This window comes from Micromonospora sp. L31 (assembly GCF_052068075.1).
Lineage (GTDB): Bacteria > Actinomycetota > Actinomycetes > Mycobacteriales > Micromonosporaceae > Micromonospora > Micromonospora purpureochromogenes.
Map to the genome: position 1 here is coordinate 33,112 of NZ_JBQHDC010000012.1, position 13,727 is coordinate 46,838.

14 protein-coding genes are annotated in these 13,727 nt (G+C 73.5%); 3 read left to right on the forward strand and 11 right to left on the reverse strand.

Going from position 1 to position 13,727, the window contains the following annotated elements:
* Window positions 1–40: 40 nt before the first annotated feature.
* On the forward strand, window positions 41–1,639 hold the full coding sequence (locus ACTMS9_RS26035; RefSeq protein ID WP_441166238.1) for a ricin-type beta-trefoil lectin domain protein: 1,599 nt from the start codon (window positions 41–43) through the stop codon (window positions 1,637–1,639).
* A 53-nt stretch (window positions 1,640–1,692) separates the two neighbouring features.
* Here the strand turns inward: ACTMS9_RS26035 and ACTMS9_RS26040 are convergent, their stop codons facing one another.
* The 8 genes from ACTMS9_RS26040 to ACTMS9_RS26075 form a co-directional block, all read right to left on the reverse strand.
* A complete protein-coding gene (locus tag ACTMS9_RS26040; RefSeq protein ID WP_441166239.1) occupies window positions 1,693–2,295 on the reverse strand; it encodes a hypothetical protein in 603 nt (200 codons plus the stop codon).
* A 56-nt stretch (window positions 2,296–2,351) separates the two neighbouring features.
* Window positions 2,352–3,830, reverse strand: a complete 1,479-nt coding sequence (locus ACTMS9_RS26045; RefSeq protein ID WP_441166240.1) for a sensor histidine kinase — start codon at window positions 3,828–3,830, stop codon at window positions 2,352–2,354.
* Window positions 3,823–4,515 carry a response regulator gene (locus tag ACTMS9_RS26050; protein WP_441143880.1) on the reverse strand — a complete coding sequence of 231 codons (693 nt, stop codon included), beginning with the start codon at window positions 4,513–4,515 and terminating at the stop codon, window positions 3,823–3,825. Before ACTMS9_RS26050 ends, ACTMS9_RS26045 begins: the two co-directional genes overlap by 8 nt.
* 68 nt (window positions 4,516–4,583) lie before the next feature.
* Complete coding sequence (locus ACTMS9_RS26055) at window positions 4,584–5,096, reverse strand: hypothetical protein (RefSeq protein ID WP_154941210.1); 513 nt, start codon at window positions 5,094–5,096, stop codon at window positions 4,584–4,586.
* Window positions 5,097–5,217: 121 nt separating this feature from the next.
* Window positions 5,218–6,150, reverse strand: coding sequence for a DUF1906 domain-containing protein (locus ACTMS9_RS26060; RefSeq protein WP_441143878.1), 933 nt, complete (start codon window positions 6,148–6,150; stop codon window positions 5,218–5,220).
* A gap of 47 nt (window positions 6,151–6,197) precedes the next feature.
* Window positions 6,198–7,073 carry a DUF1906 domain-containing protein gene (locus ACTMS9_RS26065; protein ID WP_441166241.1) on the reverse strand — a complete coding sequence of 292 codons (876 nt, stop codon included), beginning with the start codon at window positions 7,071–7,073 and terminating at the stop codon, window positions 6,198–6,200.
* Window positions 7,074–7,239: 166 nt separating this feature from the next.
* A complete protein-coding gene (locus ACTMS9_RS26070) occupies window positions 7,240–8,238 on the reverse strand; it encodes a phosphotransferase family protein (RefSeq protein WP_441143874.1) in 999 nt (332 codons plus the stop codon).
* Window positions 8,239–8,320: 82 nt separating this feature from the next.
* The gene (locus tag ACTMS9_RS26075) at window positions 8,321–9,493 is read right to left on the reverse strand and encodes a thiolase family protein (RefSeq protein WP_280839035.1); all 1,173 of its coding nucleotides are present in this window, start codon (window positions 9,491–9,493) and stop codon (window positions 8,321–8,323) included.
* Between the two features lie 101 nt (window positions 9,494–9,594).
* On the opposite strand from ACTMS9_RS26075, the gene ACTMS9_RS26080 reads away from it, so the two are divergent.
* Complete coding sequence (locus ACTMS9_RS26080) at window positions 9,595–10,032, forward strand: PH domain-containing protein (RefSeq protein ID WP_441143872.1); 438 nt, start codon at window positions 9,595–9,597, stop codon at window positions 10,030–10,032.
* 34 nt (window positions 10,033–10,066) lie between these two features.
* Here the strand turns inward: ACTMS9_RS26080 and ACTMS9_RS26085 are convergent, their stop codons facing one another.
* Both ACTMS9_RS26085 and ACTMS9_RS26090 read right to left on the reverse strand, forming a co-directional pair.
* Window positions 10,067–11,014, reverse strand: a complete 948-nt coding sequence (locus ACTMS9_RS26085; RefSeq protein WP_441166242.1) for a rhomboid family intramembrane serine protease — start codon at window positions 11,012–11,014, stop codon at window positions 10,067–10,069.
* Between the two features lie 27 nt (window positions 11,015–11,041).
* Window positions 11,042–11,572, reverse strand: a complete 531-nt coding sequence (locus tag ACTMS9_RS26090) for a peptidylprolyl isomerase (protein WP_280839038.1) — start codon at window positions 11,570–11,572, stop codon at window positions 11,042–11,044.
* 84 nt (window positions 11,573–11,656) lie between these two features.
* On the opposite strand from ACTMS9_RS26090, the gene ACTMS9_RS26095 reads away from it, so the two are divergent.
* Window positions 11,657–12,454: a hypothetical protein gene (locus ACTMS9_RS26095; protein ID WP_441166243.1), complete on the forward strand. Its 798-nt coding sequence runs from the start codon at window positions 11,657–11,659 to the stop codon at window positions 12,452–12,454.
* A gap of 104 nt (window positions 12,455–12,558) precedes the next feature.
* On the opposite strand, the gene corA is transcribed toward ACTMS9_RS26095, so the two are convergent.
* Window positions 12,559–13,707: a magnesium/cobalt transporter CorA gene (corA, locus tag ACTMS9_RS26100; protein ID WP_280839040.1), complete on the reverse strand. Its 1,149-nt coding sequence runs from the start codon at window positions 13,705–13,707 to the stop codon at window positions 12,559–12,561.
* Window positions 13,708–13,727: the final 20 nt, after the last annotated feature.

A 13,727-nucleotide genomic window follows, 5' to 3' on the forward strand; every position in this document is an offset into this window, starting at 1 on the left:
TCGATCGACATCCCGCGATCGAGCCGAAAGGAGTGCGTCGATGCTTGGCACCCCCACCAGGCGCGCACCGGGGATCCGACGGTGGGCACTCGCCGTCGTCTCCGCCGCCGCCCTCGTCCTGCCCCTGCTCCTCGGGCCGGCCTCCCCCGCAGCCGCCGCCGACCGCCCGACCGTCCAGCCACTCCCGACGAACCTCGAAGCGATCCGCGCCGCCGAGGCCACCGCGCTCTACGGTGCACCGGCGATCCGGCCGCTGGAGCAGCGCCGCACCGCCCTGGTCACCATGGGCGACAGCGAGATCTCCGGCGAGGGGGTCGGCAACTACGTGCCCGGCACCCACCAGAACGGCAACTGGTGCGACCGCTCGTACGACCAGGCGGTGTTCCGCACCGGCATAGCCGCCGACGAGAAGTACAACATCGCCTGCTCCGGCGCCACCCCGTGGAACCTGATCCGGGGCGGGCCCACCCAGCACAACGAGCTCAACCAGGGTGACTACCTGGCCATCAAGGCGCGCAACACGCACGTCAGGTTGATCTGGGTGGTGGTCGGCGCGAACGGCGACGGCACCATCCAGTTCGGTCCGGTGGCCACCGACTGCACCATCCGCCGGGTCTTCTTCCAGGGCCCCTGCTACCCGACCTACACCGACCAGTGGACCATCCGCACCGACGGCAGCCGGCGGGCCGTCGAGGACGCGCTCACCGACATCCGGCGGACCATGACCGACGCCGGCTACCTGGGGTCGGACTACGAGCTGGTGCTGATGTCGTACCCGAGCCCGGGCAGCCCGGACGTGGAGGACAACCCCAACTTCCCCGGCTGGTACGCGGGCGGCTGCCTGCTCTACCTGGCCGACGCCGCGTTCGCGCGGAACAAGGCGGTGCCGCTGTTCGAGTCGGCGCTGCGGGCGGCGGCCATCAACACCGGCACCCGCTACCTCGACGCCAGCCGGCTCTTCCACGGCCACGAGGTCTGCACCGACAACACCTCGGTCCGCGGCCTCTACATCGAGGTGGGGATCTGGGACGAGAACGCCGCCCGGCAGTCGTTCCACCCCAACATCCGCGGGCACGGCATGTTCGCCCAGTGCATCACCCAGTTCTGGAACGCAGGCCTCCAGCGGGCCACCTGCGTCGACCCGGCCAGCACCGGCACCGGCCTGCTCCAGCCAGGGCTGCTGGAGTTCAAGCAGTTGCGCAACGCCGCCACCGGCACCTGCGTGGACGGCAGGGGATACGACTCACGCAACGGCACCGTCCAGCAGTCGTACGGCTGCCACGGTGGCCGTAACCAGGGCTTCTGGTACGACCCGGCCCGCCGGTCGCTGCACTCGGAGCTGTCGCACGACCGCTGCCTCGACGTGGCGGGCGGCTCCCTGACCGCCGGCACGGCAATCAACATTTACGACTGTCACGGTGGTGCCAACCAGAAGTTCGTCTTCGCCGGCAACCAGCTCAAGCCGGCCGGCGCGACCAACCTCTGCGTGGCGTTCGACAACCCATGGCTGGGCACCCCGCGGCTGCGGCTGGCCGGCTGCTCCACCAGCAGCCGGCAGCAGTGGTCCTTCGAGTCCCGGTCGTTCGCCAACCCGGTCGGGTACGGGCACGACGACTTCATCGGGTCCCGGGTCTACTGACCGCGCGGAGCCGGCGCGGTGGTCCGCGCCGGCTCCGTCCCGGGTCGCCCGAACTACTGCTGCTTGAACGGCACCACGATCAGGCGGGCGACGGTGGCGTCGCCGTCCTTGGCGCCGGCCACCCCGATCCTCGTGCCGACCTTGACGTCGCTCGACTGGATCGTCGTACGCCGCTCGATCACCCGCAGCTTGTCGCCGAACGTCCAGGTCAGGGTGAAGCCGTCGGTGGACTTCACGGTCACCGAGTCACCGTCGACCGCGGTGACCTCGCCGCGCTGCACCACGACGGTCTTGGTGCCGCCGTCCTTGGTCTGCACGACGGCCTCGCCGTGCAGGGTGTTCTTCCGCAGCAGCACCCGGGCCTCGCGACGCTTGCGCCACTCCTCGGCCCGCTCACCGCGCTTGCCCTTCGGGCCGGCCTCCGCCTCGGCCGATCCGGAGGCCGACGGCGCGGGAGCGGCCACCAGCTCCAGCTCGGTCGGGTCGAAGCCCATGGCGGCGAGCGCCTGTCCCTCCACGCCCATCGCCGCGGCGACGTCGACCGCGGCCTGCTGCGCCGTACCGTCGGCGACCTGGGCCGGGCCGCAGCCGGTGAGGCCCAGCGCGACCGCCGCGAGCAGCGACGTGGTGGCGACGGCGAATCCCTGACGTGCCATGACACTCCCTCTCGTCCGTGGTGCTCTCAGCGTCGCGCGGCCCGATGGGCGCCGCGTCAGGCCGATGTTCGGGTCAGGTAAGGATGGGCGGGCAGCCGGACGGTGAACGCCGCCCCGCCCTCGGCGGCGTGCCCGGCGGCGATCTCGCCGCCCAGCCGGCGGACCAGGCCGGCGGCGAGCGCCAGCCCGAGTCCGCTGCCCACCTTGCGCACCCCCCGGTAGCGCTGGTGCAGCGCCCCGCGCTCGAAGGCCACCGCCAGGTCGTCGTCGGTGAAGCCGGGCCCGCCGTCGCGGACCTCCACCACCCCGCCGGCCGCCGGGTCCGCGCCCGCCGGCCGGACCGCGAGCACCACCGGCGCCCCCGGGGGTACGACCCGCAGCGCGTTCTCCAGCAGCCCGTCCACCACCTGCCGGATCCGTCCCGGATCGGTGTACGCGGGCACCGGCGTGTCCGGCGCCTCCAGCCGGAACGGCACGCCGACCGCCGCGCACCGGTCCGACCAGGTGCGCTCGGCGTCGGCGGCCAGCCGGGTGAGGTCGACCGGGACCGGTTCCAGCGGGAAGTCCGCCGCCTCCAGCCGGGCCAGCGCCAGCAGATCGCTGACCAGCCGGTCCAGGTGCTCCGCCTCGGCCAGCATGGTCCGCCCGGTGCCCGGCGCCTCGTCCGCGCCGATCACCCCGTCGGCCAGCGCCTCGGCCCAGCCCCGGATCGCGGTCAACGGGGTGCGCAGCTCGTGCGAGACGGAGAGCAGGAACTCCCGTTGCCGTCCCTCGCTGGTGGCCAGCGCGGCGGCCAGCCCGTTCAGCGCGTACGCCAGGTCGGCCACCTCGTCCGGCGGCTCCACCGGTACGCGTACCGCCCGGTCGCCGGCGCGCAGCCGGGCGGCGGCGTCGGCGGCGTGCCGGATCGGCCGGGCCAGCCGGCGGGCGAGGAGCAGTCCGGCGGCGACCCCGGCGGCGAGCCCGGCGAGCAGCGGCAGCCAGAGACTGCGCAGCACTTCCCGCCAGGGGCCGCTGGTCGTGGCCCGGGTCAGCACCACGCCGTCCCCGTCGGGCAGGGCCCGCCCCTCCACCAGGGCGCGCCGGCCGTCGACCAGCCGGCGACCGGAGACGTCCTTGCCGGCGGAGATCCGGTTCACCACCTGCCTGGGCAGCCCGGGGCGGTCGACCGTGCCGGCGCGCACGACGTACACCTCGATCTCCTGCTGGCGGAGCTGGCGGATCAGCCGGTCGCCGGCGGCGTCCCGCTGCCGCACCGGGCGTACCCGCAGCACGTCGGCGGCGAGGCGGGCCTGCGCGGCGAGCGCCGCCTGGTCGCGGCGCTCCGCGCCGCGTACCGCGAGGGGGACCGCGACCAGGGCGGTGACCAGCACGGAGACCAGCGCCACCGCGCAGGTGACCAGGACCGCGCGGGCGGTGAGGGTGTCGGTGATCCGGCGACGCCGGGGCGCGGGGGCGGGCCGGGGCCCGAGCACCGGCAGCGCCACGGTGGGCTCGTGCGGCCGGTCGGGGCGCGGTCGGCCGGGGTCAGCCATCGGCCGCGTACCCGACGCCGCGGTGGGTGCGGATCACACTGGCCGCGCCGAGCTTGGCCCGAACCTGCGCCACGTGCACGTCGACGGTGCGGGTACCGGCGTGCGCCGCGTACCCCCAGACCCCGGCCAGCAGTTCCTCCCGGGTGAAGACCCGGCCCGGTCGGGCCATCAGGTGGGCGAGCAGGTCGAACTCGGTGGAGGTGAGCTGGACCGGGGCGCCGCCGGCGGTGACCGTGCGGCGGGCCGGGTCGAGGGTGACCGCGCCGACCGTCCGGGCGCGCTCCACCCCCTCGGGCACGCCGGCCGTGCGGCGCAACACCGCGCGGACCCGGGCGACGAGTTCGCGGGGACTGAACGGCTTGGTGACGTAGTCGTCCGCGCCGAGTTCCAGCCCCACGATCCGGTCGACCTCGTCGTCGCGGGCGGTGAGGAAGATGACCGGCGTCCAGTCGCCGGCCTCGCGCAGCCGGCGGCAGATCTCCGTGCCGGCCAGGCCGGGCAGCGTGATGTCGAGTACGCAGGCCACCGGGCGCAGCCGGCGGGCGGCGGCCAGGCCGGCCGTGCCGTCCCGCTCCAGGTGCACGCCGAAGCCGTCCCGGACCAGGTAGAGCCGGACCAGGTCGGCGATGGCCGGCTCGTCCTCCACCACGAGGACGAGTCCGCGCTGCGGGGCGTCGACGGTCACCGGCCCATGATGACCGACGGGCGGTCACCGGCGACGTACGGCCGTGTTCGGGTCAGGTAAGGATGCGGTCAGCGGGCCGGTACGGGCCGCAGCGCCGGACCACCGGCGGTGGCGGGCGCCTCGCCGATGGTGGCGACGACCCGCTCCTTCGGCGTGCGCAGCCGGGTACGGAACGCGTGGTTGAGCAGCGTGTCGAGCTGCCACACCTGCTTCGGGTGCTGGGTGTGGATGACGAACCGCTCACGGACGCCGTCGATCGCGGTGGCGGCCAGGTCGACCGACTGGGAGCGCGGGTCCGGGCTCCAGGTGACGTTGCTCAGCTCGCGCAGCTCGGTGTTGAGGTGCAGGCGGAGCCGGTGCAGCACCCGGGTCTGCTGGGTGACCACCATCCGGCGGTGGGTGAGCAGGAGAAGGTATTCGCCGGCCACCGGCCGGTCGGGGCGACCGCACCGGGCGACCAGGATGGTGGCGTCGCCGGAGCCCACGCACTGCCGGAAGATCGGCATGTGCCGGCTCACGGTCTGGACCGCCAGGCCGGTCTCGGCGGCGGCCGGGAGGAACGTTCGGGAGAAGACGTCCATGACCTGCCCAACGAGCCGTGACCTGGGGTGATGTGGGTCACTGCCGACTTTTGGAAGTTCCACGACCCCCTGTCGCACCGCCTGTCCGTCATCGGAGCGACAGACGCGAGAGCGGCTCGGGTCAGCGGGTCGAGCGGGTCATACGGAACGGACCGAACCCGGCGGCGCGGGAACTGGGCCGGGTCGGCGTCACCGTCGCCGACCGGTAGCGGGTCATCGGCACCTCGAGGTCGAGGTAGTTGCTGTCGATGTTGAGCCGGACGCCGCCCCAGGTCTCGTGGTGGTCGCCCTGGTACTGCTTCATCCGCCGCTTCGGCACCCAGTAGTTCGCCGGGATGGCCGGGTCCGACGTCGTCTGCACGCCGTCCCAGTTGGCGAAGTCCACCACGTCCGGTCGGATGTGACCGGGCTGGGAGTAGGCGCCGACGTGGTCCTGGAGACCGGCGGACCGGGTATTGGTGTAGAGGCCGGACAGGTAGCCGTGGTCGTGCAGGCGGGCGGTCCACGCGCTGGTGAACTTCAGGACCGCGGTCGAGCAGGCGGCGTCGCCCGAGGGGTAGCGCTCCATGTCCAGGATGATCGTGCTCTGCACCGGGAGGCCGAGGCCCCGGGCCCTGGTCACGGCGTCGTCGGCCGCCGCCCGCCCCTGCGCCGCTGCCTGCGCCGGGTCGATCTTCCGCTGGTACGTCGAGCACGGTGCCTGGAGGCCGACGTAGAGCGGGAAGAACCGCCAGCCCTTGGCCTGCTGGTTGGCCACCCACTCCCTGGTGAGGTTGGCCTGCGCGCAGCCCCGGTTGACCCCGCCGATGTAGATCCCGATCGCCCGGTACGGCGACTGCAGCCAGGCCGTCATCTGGGCGCCGGTGGGCGCGGCGCAGGTGTCGAAGCCCAGCCCGGTGAAGGTGCCCGGGTGCGGCCCGGTGTAGCCGGCGGCCCGAGCCGGGCGGTCGGTGGCGGCGATCCCGGCGGTGGCGAGGAGCATCCCGGCCACGGCGGCGGTCAGCAGCCGGTGGGCGGCCCGCCGCAGACCCGACGGAGCGGAGGTGATCGTCACGGGTTCCCCGTTCTGGTGAGGGTCGTCGGACGCTGGGAGGGCTCGGGTCAGCGGGTCGGCCTCACCACACCGGACCGGTACCGCGTCGGCGGCAGCTCCAGGTCGAGGTAGTTGCTGTCGATGTTGATCGTGACGCCGCCCCACGTCTCGTCGTGGTCGCCCTGGTACTGCTTCATCCGCCGCTTCACCCAGTACGTCGCCGGGATGGTGGGGTGGGACACCGTCTTCACGCCGTCCCAGTTGGCGAAGTCCAGCAGGTCGGGAGACACGTGTCCCGGCTTCCCGTAGGCGGCCACGTGGTCCTGGAGACCGCCCCCGCCGCTGCTGGTGTAGAGACCGGAGAGGTAGCCGTGGTCGTGCAGGCGGGCGCTCCACGCGCTGCTGAACGAGAGCACCGCGGCCGAGCAGGCGGCGTCGCCCGCGTTGTAGTACTCGATGTCCAGGATGATGGTGCTCTGCAGGACGATGCCGAGGTTGCGGGCGTTCGTCGCCGCGTCGTCGGCCGCCGCCCGACCCTGGGCCGCCGCCTGCGCCGGGTCGATCCGCCGCAGGTAGGTCGTGCAGGGCGCCTGGAGGCCGACGTAGAGCGGGAAGAGCCGCCAACCCTTCGCCTGCTGGCTCGCCACCCACTCCCGGGTCAGGTTGGGCTGGGTGCAGCCCCGGTTGACCCCGCCGATGTAGACGCCGACCGCCCGGTACGGCGACTGCAGCCAGGCGGTCATCTGCGCGTCCGACGGCACGGTGCAGGCGTCGAAGCCCAGCCCGGTGAAGGTGCCCGGGTGCGGTCCGGTGTAGCCGGCGGCCTGCGCCGGCTCGCTCGGTGCGGCGACCGCCGCGGTCGCGAGAAGCATCCCGGCCACGGCGGCGGTGAGCATCCGGCGGGCGGCACGGCGTAGGCCCGTCGGAGCGGAGGTGATCGTCACGGATTCCCCGTTCTGGTGAAGGTCGTCGGACGGCGGAGCGGGCGTGGACACGCGCTCAACACCGACCGGGGGGAATCCTGCCTGGCCCACGGCGTGCTGTCCACCCCGTCGGCGTCCATTCCGGAGCCTGCCGGGATATCAGTCCCGCGCGCCGGGCAGCGGACGGTCAGACCGGCAGCGGCGCGAAGAGCTCCCCGAGCCAACCGGGCACCGCCTCGGCGTACTCGGCGCGGGCCGGGTCGGGGGTGACCAGGGCGCGCTGCCAGGACAGCGCCCGGCTGACCGTGGTCACCCGCATCGCCAGCTCGGCGGCCTCGCGCAGCGCCGCCCGGTCGTACCGGTCGGTCCACGCCTCCAGGTACGCGTCCCGCAGCCGCAGCAGCGCCGGGTCGTCGGCGGACAGTTCGCCGGCGTACGCCACGGAGCGCAGCGTCACCAGCAGCGTGCCGAAGGGGTGGGCGACGGAGGCGTCCCCCCAGTCGAAGAAGCGGTACCCGTCGGCGGCGACGAAGACGTTGCCGTCGTGCAGGTCGTCGTGCTGGATGCTCGCCGGCACCCCGAAGTCCGCCAGCCGCCCGCAGAGCGCCCCGAACTCCCCCCGGTACGCCCGCAGCCGCTGGTGCAGTTCCGGGTCCATCCCGTTCTCCGCGCCGAGCAGCAGCGCCTCCTCGTCGTCCAGCAGCACCTCGAACCGTTCCGGCAGCCCCGCCGGCCGGTGGTCGGGCACCCCGAGGGCGAGCAGCCGCTGCGCGTGCGGCGCGACGGTGAGCTGGAGCGCCGCGTACCCGGGCAGCAGCCGCTCCCAGCGGGACAGGTCCGGCGCGGCGGCGAGCGTGTCCCGCAGGCTCGGGCCGCCGTCGGGCAGCAGGGACCAGCCGCGCCCGGTGTCCACGGCGATCGGGTGGAGCACCCGGTCCGGGGTCAGCCGGGCCAGCTCGGCCACGAGCCCCGCCTCGTGCCGGGTGCCCGGGTTGTTGGCCTTGAACCAGACGTCCCCGCTGTCGGTGGGCACCCGCCAGACCAGCGACCAGGGCCGCATCCGGGGTTCGACGGGCCCGGTCACCCGACGACCGCTCCGGTCGAGCCGGTCGGCCACCCACTCCAGGACGGTCGCCTGCCAGTGCGGGTCGGCCCAGTCGGTCCGCGGCGTCGAGGTCTCGGTCACGCCGCGAAATCTAGGCCGTCGCCGGTGGCGGAGTCACGCGTATTCCGCCCGCCCCGGCGAGGACCCGTCGTGGTCGTGGCCGTCAGAGCAGCTCGACGATGGTGGCGTTGGCCATGCCGCCGCCCTCGCACATGGTCTGCAGGCCGTACCGGATGCCGTTGTCGCGCATGTGCTGGAGCATGGTGGTCATGATCCGGGCGCCGCTGGCACCGAGCGGGTGACCGAGGGCGATCGCGCCACCGCGCGGGTTGAGCCGGTCCGGGTCCGCCTCGGTCTCGGCCAGCCAGGCCAGCGGCACCGGGGCGAACGCCTCGTTCACCTCGTACACCCCGATCTCCTCGATGCCCAGCCCCGCGCGGCGCAGCGCCTTCGCGGTGGCCGGGATCGGCGCGGTGAGCATGGTGACCGGGTCGTCGGCGGCGACCACGGCGGTGTGGATGCGGGCCAGCGGTCGCAGGCCGTGCCGGCTGGCCCACTCGCTGGTGGTGACGGCGAGCGCGGCCGCGCCGTCGGAGATCTGCGACGCGGACCCGGCGGTGACCACGCCGTCGGCGCGGAACGGGGTCTTCAGCTCGCCGAGCTTCTCCAGTGAGGTGTCCCGGCGGATGCCCTCGTCGGCGGCGAACTTGCCGCCGTCGGCGAGCGCCACCGGGGCCAGCTCGGGGTCGAACGCGCCGGCGTCCTGCGCGGCGGCCGCCTTCTCGTGGCTGGCCAGCGCGAACTCGTCGAGCTGGGTACGGGAGAAGCGCCAGCGCGCGGCGATCAGCTCGGCGCCCACGCCCTGGTTGAACGGCAGCGGCTCGTCGGCGGCGAAGCCCTCGACACCCCGGTAGCGGTCGCGGAGCTGGTCGCTGAAGGGCATCCCGCCGGCGACGCTGGAGCCCATCGGCACCCGGGTCATCGACTCGACGCCACCGGCGACCACCAGGTCGGCCTGGCCGGAGGCGACCGCCGCGGCGGCGAAGTGCAGCGCCTGCTGGCTGGACCCGCACTGCCGGTCCACGGTGGTGCCGGGGACCGACTCGGGCCAGCCGGCGGCGAGCACGCCGTTGCGGGCGATGTTCCAGGACTGCTCGCCGACCTGGGACACGCAGCCCCAGACCACGTCGTCGACCTGGCCGGGCTCGATGCCGGTGCGCTCGGCGAGGGCGCGCAGCACGTGCGCCGAGAGGTCGACCGGATGCACGGCGGACAGGCTGCCCTTGCGCCGCCCCACCGGGGTGCGTACCGCGCCGACAATGACTGCGTCACTCATATCTACTCCCCGGTAACCTGGCTGCCGTCGATACTACGTCCTCCGGGAGCCGGTGTCGTCCGCCCCCGACAGTGGCCCCGTCCGGCTGGCATGCTGGACCCGTGCAACCTCCATCGTCCCCGTCCCACCAGTGGCGGGTGCCGCCGGCCCTGCCGGTGGTGAAGCTGGTCGGCGCGGTGCTGCTGGTCGCGCTCGGCCTGCTGCTCGCCGACGGTGACCGGGTCCAGGCCGTGCTGACCGTCGCGGTCGCCGCCGGCCTGGTCGGCTGGGCGCTGCGCGACCTGCTCGCCCCGGTCCGCCTCGCCGCCGACCCGGCCGGGGTCACCGTCATCCACGGGTACGCCGGCCGGCGGCACCTGCCCTGGCCGGCCGTCGAGGCGATCACGGTGGACCGGCGGTCCCGGCTCGGGCTGTCCACCGAGACCCTGGAGATCGACGCCGGGGAGTCGCTGCACATCTTCGGCCGGTACGACCTCGGCGCCCCGCCCGACGAGGTGGCCGAGACGCTCCGGTCGGTCCGGGCCGCCGCTCGCCACTGAGCAGCGGCTCAGCCGACGAGCATCGGGCAGCGGCTCAGCCGGTCAGCATCGCGGTGCGGACGATCACCAGGCCGAGCAGCGCCACCAGGACGACCGCCGTGCCGCCGGCCTGGAAGACCGATCGGCGCATGCGCGGCGCGTACGCCAGCACCCAACCCATCGCCGCGCCGGTGACCAGGCCGCCGATGTGGCCCGGGATGGAGATGTTCGGCACGGTGAAGGTGAAGATCAGGTTGATCACCAGGACCGGCACGATCGCCGAGGTGTCCCGGCCCAGCCGCCGCATGATCACGAAGACCGCGGCGAAGAGCCCGAAGATCGCGGTGGACGCGCCGGCCGACGCCGCGTTCGGTTCGCTGAACAGGTAGGCCGCGACGTTGCCGCCGAGGCCGGCGACCAGGTAGAGCCCGAGGAAGCGCAGCGGCCCGAGCAGGGCCTCCAGGTCCCGGCCGAGCACCCAGAGCGCCCACATGTTCAGCAGCAGGTGCACCAGGCCGTAGTGCAGGAACATCGCGGTGACCAGGCGGTACCACTCGCCGGCCGCCACGCCGTGCGGCTCCCCGAACGGGACGTAGGAGGCGTAGCTCAGCACCGCGCCCCACTCGGTCAACGGCGTGCCCCCGCCGAGCAGCCCGCCCAGGCCGGAGCCGCCGACCATCGAGTCGCCGCCCCGGTCGCTGAGGATCGACAGCACCATGGCCAGCACGTTCAACGCGATCAGGGTGCGGGTGACGAGGCCGCGGCGGCCGGCGGCACCGCCACCGAAGGCGGTACGCGCCGGCCGCACGCTGCGGCGTCCCTCGTTCACGCACTCCGGGCACTGGTGGCCGACGGAGGCCTCCCGCATGCACTCCGGACAGATCGGCCGGTCGCAGCGGGTGCAGCGGACGTACGTCTCCCGGTCGGAGTGGCGGTAGCAGACCGGAGTGGTCGGCACCGGCCCGCCGGTGGCGTCGCCGGCCGGCCCGGGGCGATCAGTCATGCGTGCAAAGGTACCTCGCCAGGGCGATCAGGCCGGGGTGCGCTCGATCTCGACCCGCTCGATCACGACGTCCTGCAGCGGCCGGTCGCTCGGGCCGGTCGGGGTGTTCGCGATCGCGTCCACGACCTTCGCCGACTGCTCGTCGGCGACCTGGCCGAAGATGGTGTGCCGGTTGTTCAGGTGCGGGGTCGGCGACACCGTGATGAAGAACTGCGAGCCGTTGGTGCCCGGCCCGGCGTTCGCCATCGCCAGCAGGTACGGCCGGTCGAAGCGCAGCTCCGGGTGGAACTCGTCGCCGAACTTGTAACCCGGGCCACCACGGCCGGTGCCGGTCGGGTCGCCCATCTGGACCATGAAGCCGCTGATCACCCGGTGCGAGATGGTGCCGTCGTAGTACGGCCCGCTGCCCGGCTGACCCGTGCGCGGGTCGGTGTATTCCTTGTTGCCCTCCGCCAGGTCGACGAAGTTGCGGACGGTCTTCGGAGCGTGGTTGGGGAAGAGCTCCAGCCGGATCGAGCCAGCGTTGGTGTGCAAGGTGGCGTAGACAGCCTCGGCCACGGGTACTCCTCACTCGTTGGTCAGTTCCATGCGGATCCTCCCATGTGCCCGATCTGGCAGTGCGGAGGCATCCGAAGGTGGAGGATGACGAAGGAACAACTCCCAGGAGGTGGGACCGTGTTTGGAATCGGGCGGCGCAAGACCCAGGGGCAGCTCGCGAAGGCTGAGCTGAACCAGGGCATCGGTCACCTGAGGCAGGCCGCCACGTACGCGGCGAAGGGTGCCGGCGCCACGGTCGGGCCGCGGGCCGTCATCGCGCGCGACCGGGCGTCCAGCGGTTTCGCGTCGACGGTCGCGGCGCTCGCGCCGCTGGCCCTGGCGGTCCGGAACGCCCAGGCGCAGACGGCGGGCAAGGCCCTCACCGGCCGGAAGGCCGCCGCCACGCAGCCGGCGATGAGCAGGAAGGCCAAGGCCAGGAACCTGAAGGCCGCGAAGAAGAAGCAGAAGAAGAGCGGGTCGATGATGACCGGCCTGCTGGCCGCCGGCGCGGTCGCCGGCGTGGCCGGCGCGATGGCCATGCGCCGCCGCCGCGAGCAGCAGGAGTGGGCGGAGTACGACCCGACGCAGGGCGTGGAGACCGTCCGCGACGAGGTGGACACCCTGGTCGTCGAGACCCCGTCGGCGAACGGAGGCAAGGTGACCGACTCGTCCACGATGTCCAGCGGCGCCGGCACGGCCGGTGGCCCCACCGGCGCGGGCAGCTCGGCGGTGGCCGGTGCCGACAGCGCCTCGACCACCACCCCCGGCACCCAGCCGGTGATCCACGCCAACGACAAGGTCCCCTCGGTCGCCGAGGGCGCCACGGACGTCTCCGGCCGGCCGGCGGACGACCTCAGCAAGGCGATCGGCAAGAACGGCGCGAAGTCCAGCAGCCGTCGCTGACCAGGCGGATCGCTGGCGGCGCGGGAGGCGACTCCCGCGCCGCCGGCGTGTCCGGGGTCGGTCGCGCGCCCGCCGGCCCGGACCGGCCGCCGTCGGCGTGCGGGTCAGAGCCAGCCGTTACGGCGGAACCAGCGGTACAGCGCCAGCGAGATGGCGAGCATCAGGGCCAGCACGCCCGGATAGCCGTACGTCCACTTCAGCTCGGGCATGTTCTCGAAGTTCATCCCGTAGACCCCGGCGAACGCGGTCCAGACCGCGGCGATGGCGGCCCAGGCGGCGATCTTGCGCATGTCGTTGTTCTGGTCGACGGTGACCTGCGCCAGTCGCGCCTGGAGGATGGAGTTGAGCAGGTCGTCGTAGGAGTTGACCTGCTCGACGGTGCGGCTGAGGTGGTCCTGCACGTCCCGGAAGTAGCGCCGCACCTCCTGCGGCACCTCCCGGTTGACCTGCGCGGTGAGGGTCAGCAACGGCCGCTGCAACGGGATCACCGCCCGCTTGAACTCCACCAGCTCCCGCTTCATCTGGTAGATCCGCTGGATCCGGCCGCTGCTCTGCCGGTCGAAGACGTCGGCCTCCAGCACGTCCAGGTCGTCCTCCAGCTGGTCGGCCACCTCCAGGTAGAGGTCCACCACCCGGTCGGTGACCGCGTACGCCACGGCCCACGGGCCGTGCAGCAGCAGGTCCCGCTTGGCCTCCAGGTCGGCGCGGACCGGGGCGAGCCGGCAGGCGTCGCCGTGCCGGACGCTGATCAGGAAGTTCGGCCCGATGAAGAGCATCACCTGGCCGGTCTCGACCACCTCGGAGTTCTCGGTCAGCTCCGCGTGCTCGCAGTAGCGGGCCGTGCGCAACACCAGGAAGGTGACCTCGCCGAAGCGCTCCAGCTTGGGGCGCTGCTGGGCCTTGACCGCGTCCTCGACCGCCAGCTCGTGCAGGCCGTACGTCTCCGCGATGGCGGTCATCTCGGCCAGCTCCGGCTCGTGCAGGCCGAGCCAGACGAAGGCGTTGCGCTCCCCGCGGGCCGCCTCCAGCGCGTCGGCGTAGTGCCACTGGCCGGGCTGGCGTTCCCCGTCGACGTAGAGGCCGCAGTCGACCACGCCGCTGCGCCCGGGCCCGGCCGGGGCCGGGATGCGGGGGGAACCGTCGGCGTTGAGGATGCGGGACATCGCCCGGACCGGCGCCGTCCAGGCGCGGGGGCTGAGCACCCGCCCGGTGTGCTGGTTCGTCGACCGCTCCCGCTGGACCCGGTCCGTCATGGCGTCCCCCTCCCCACGCT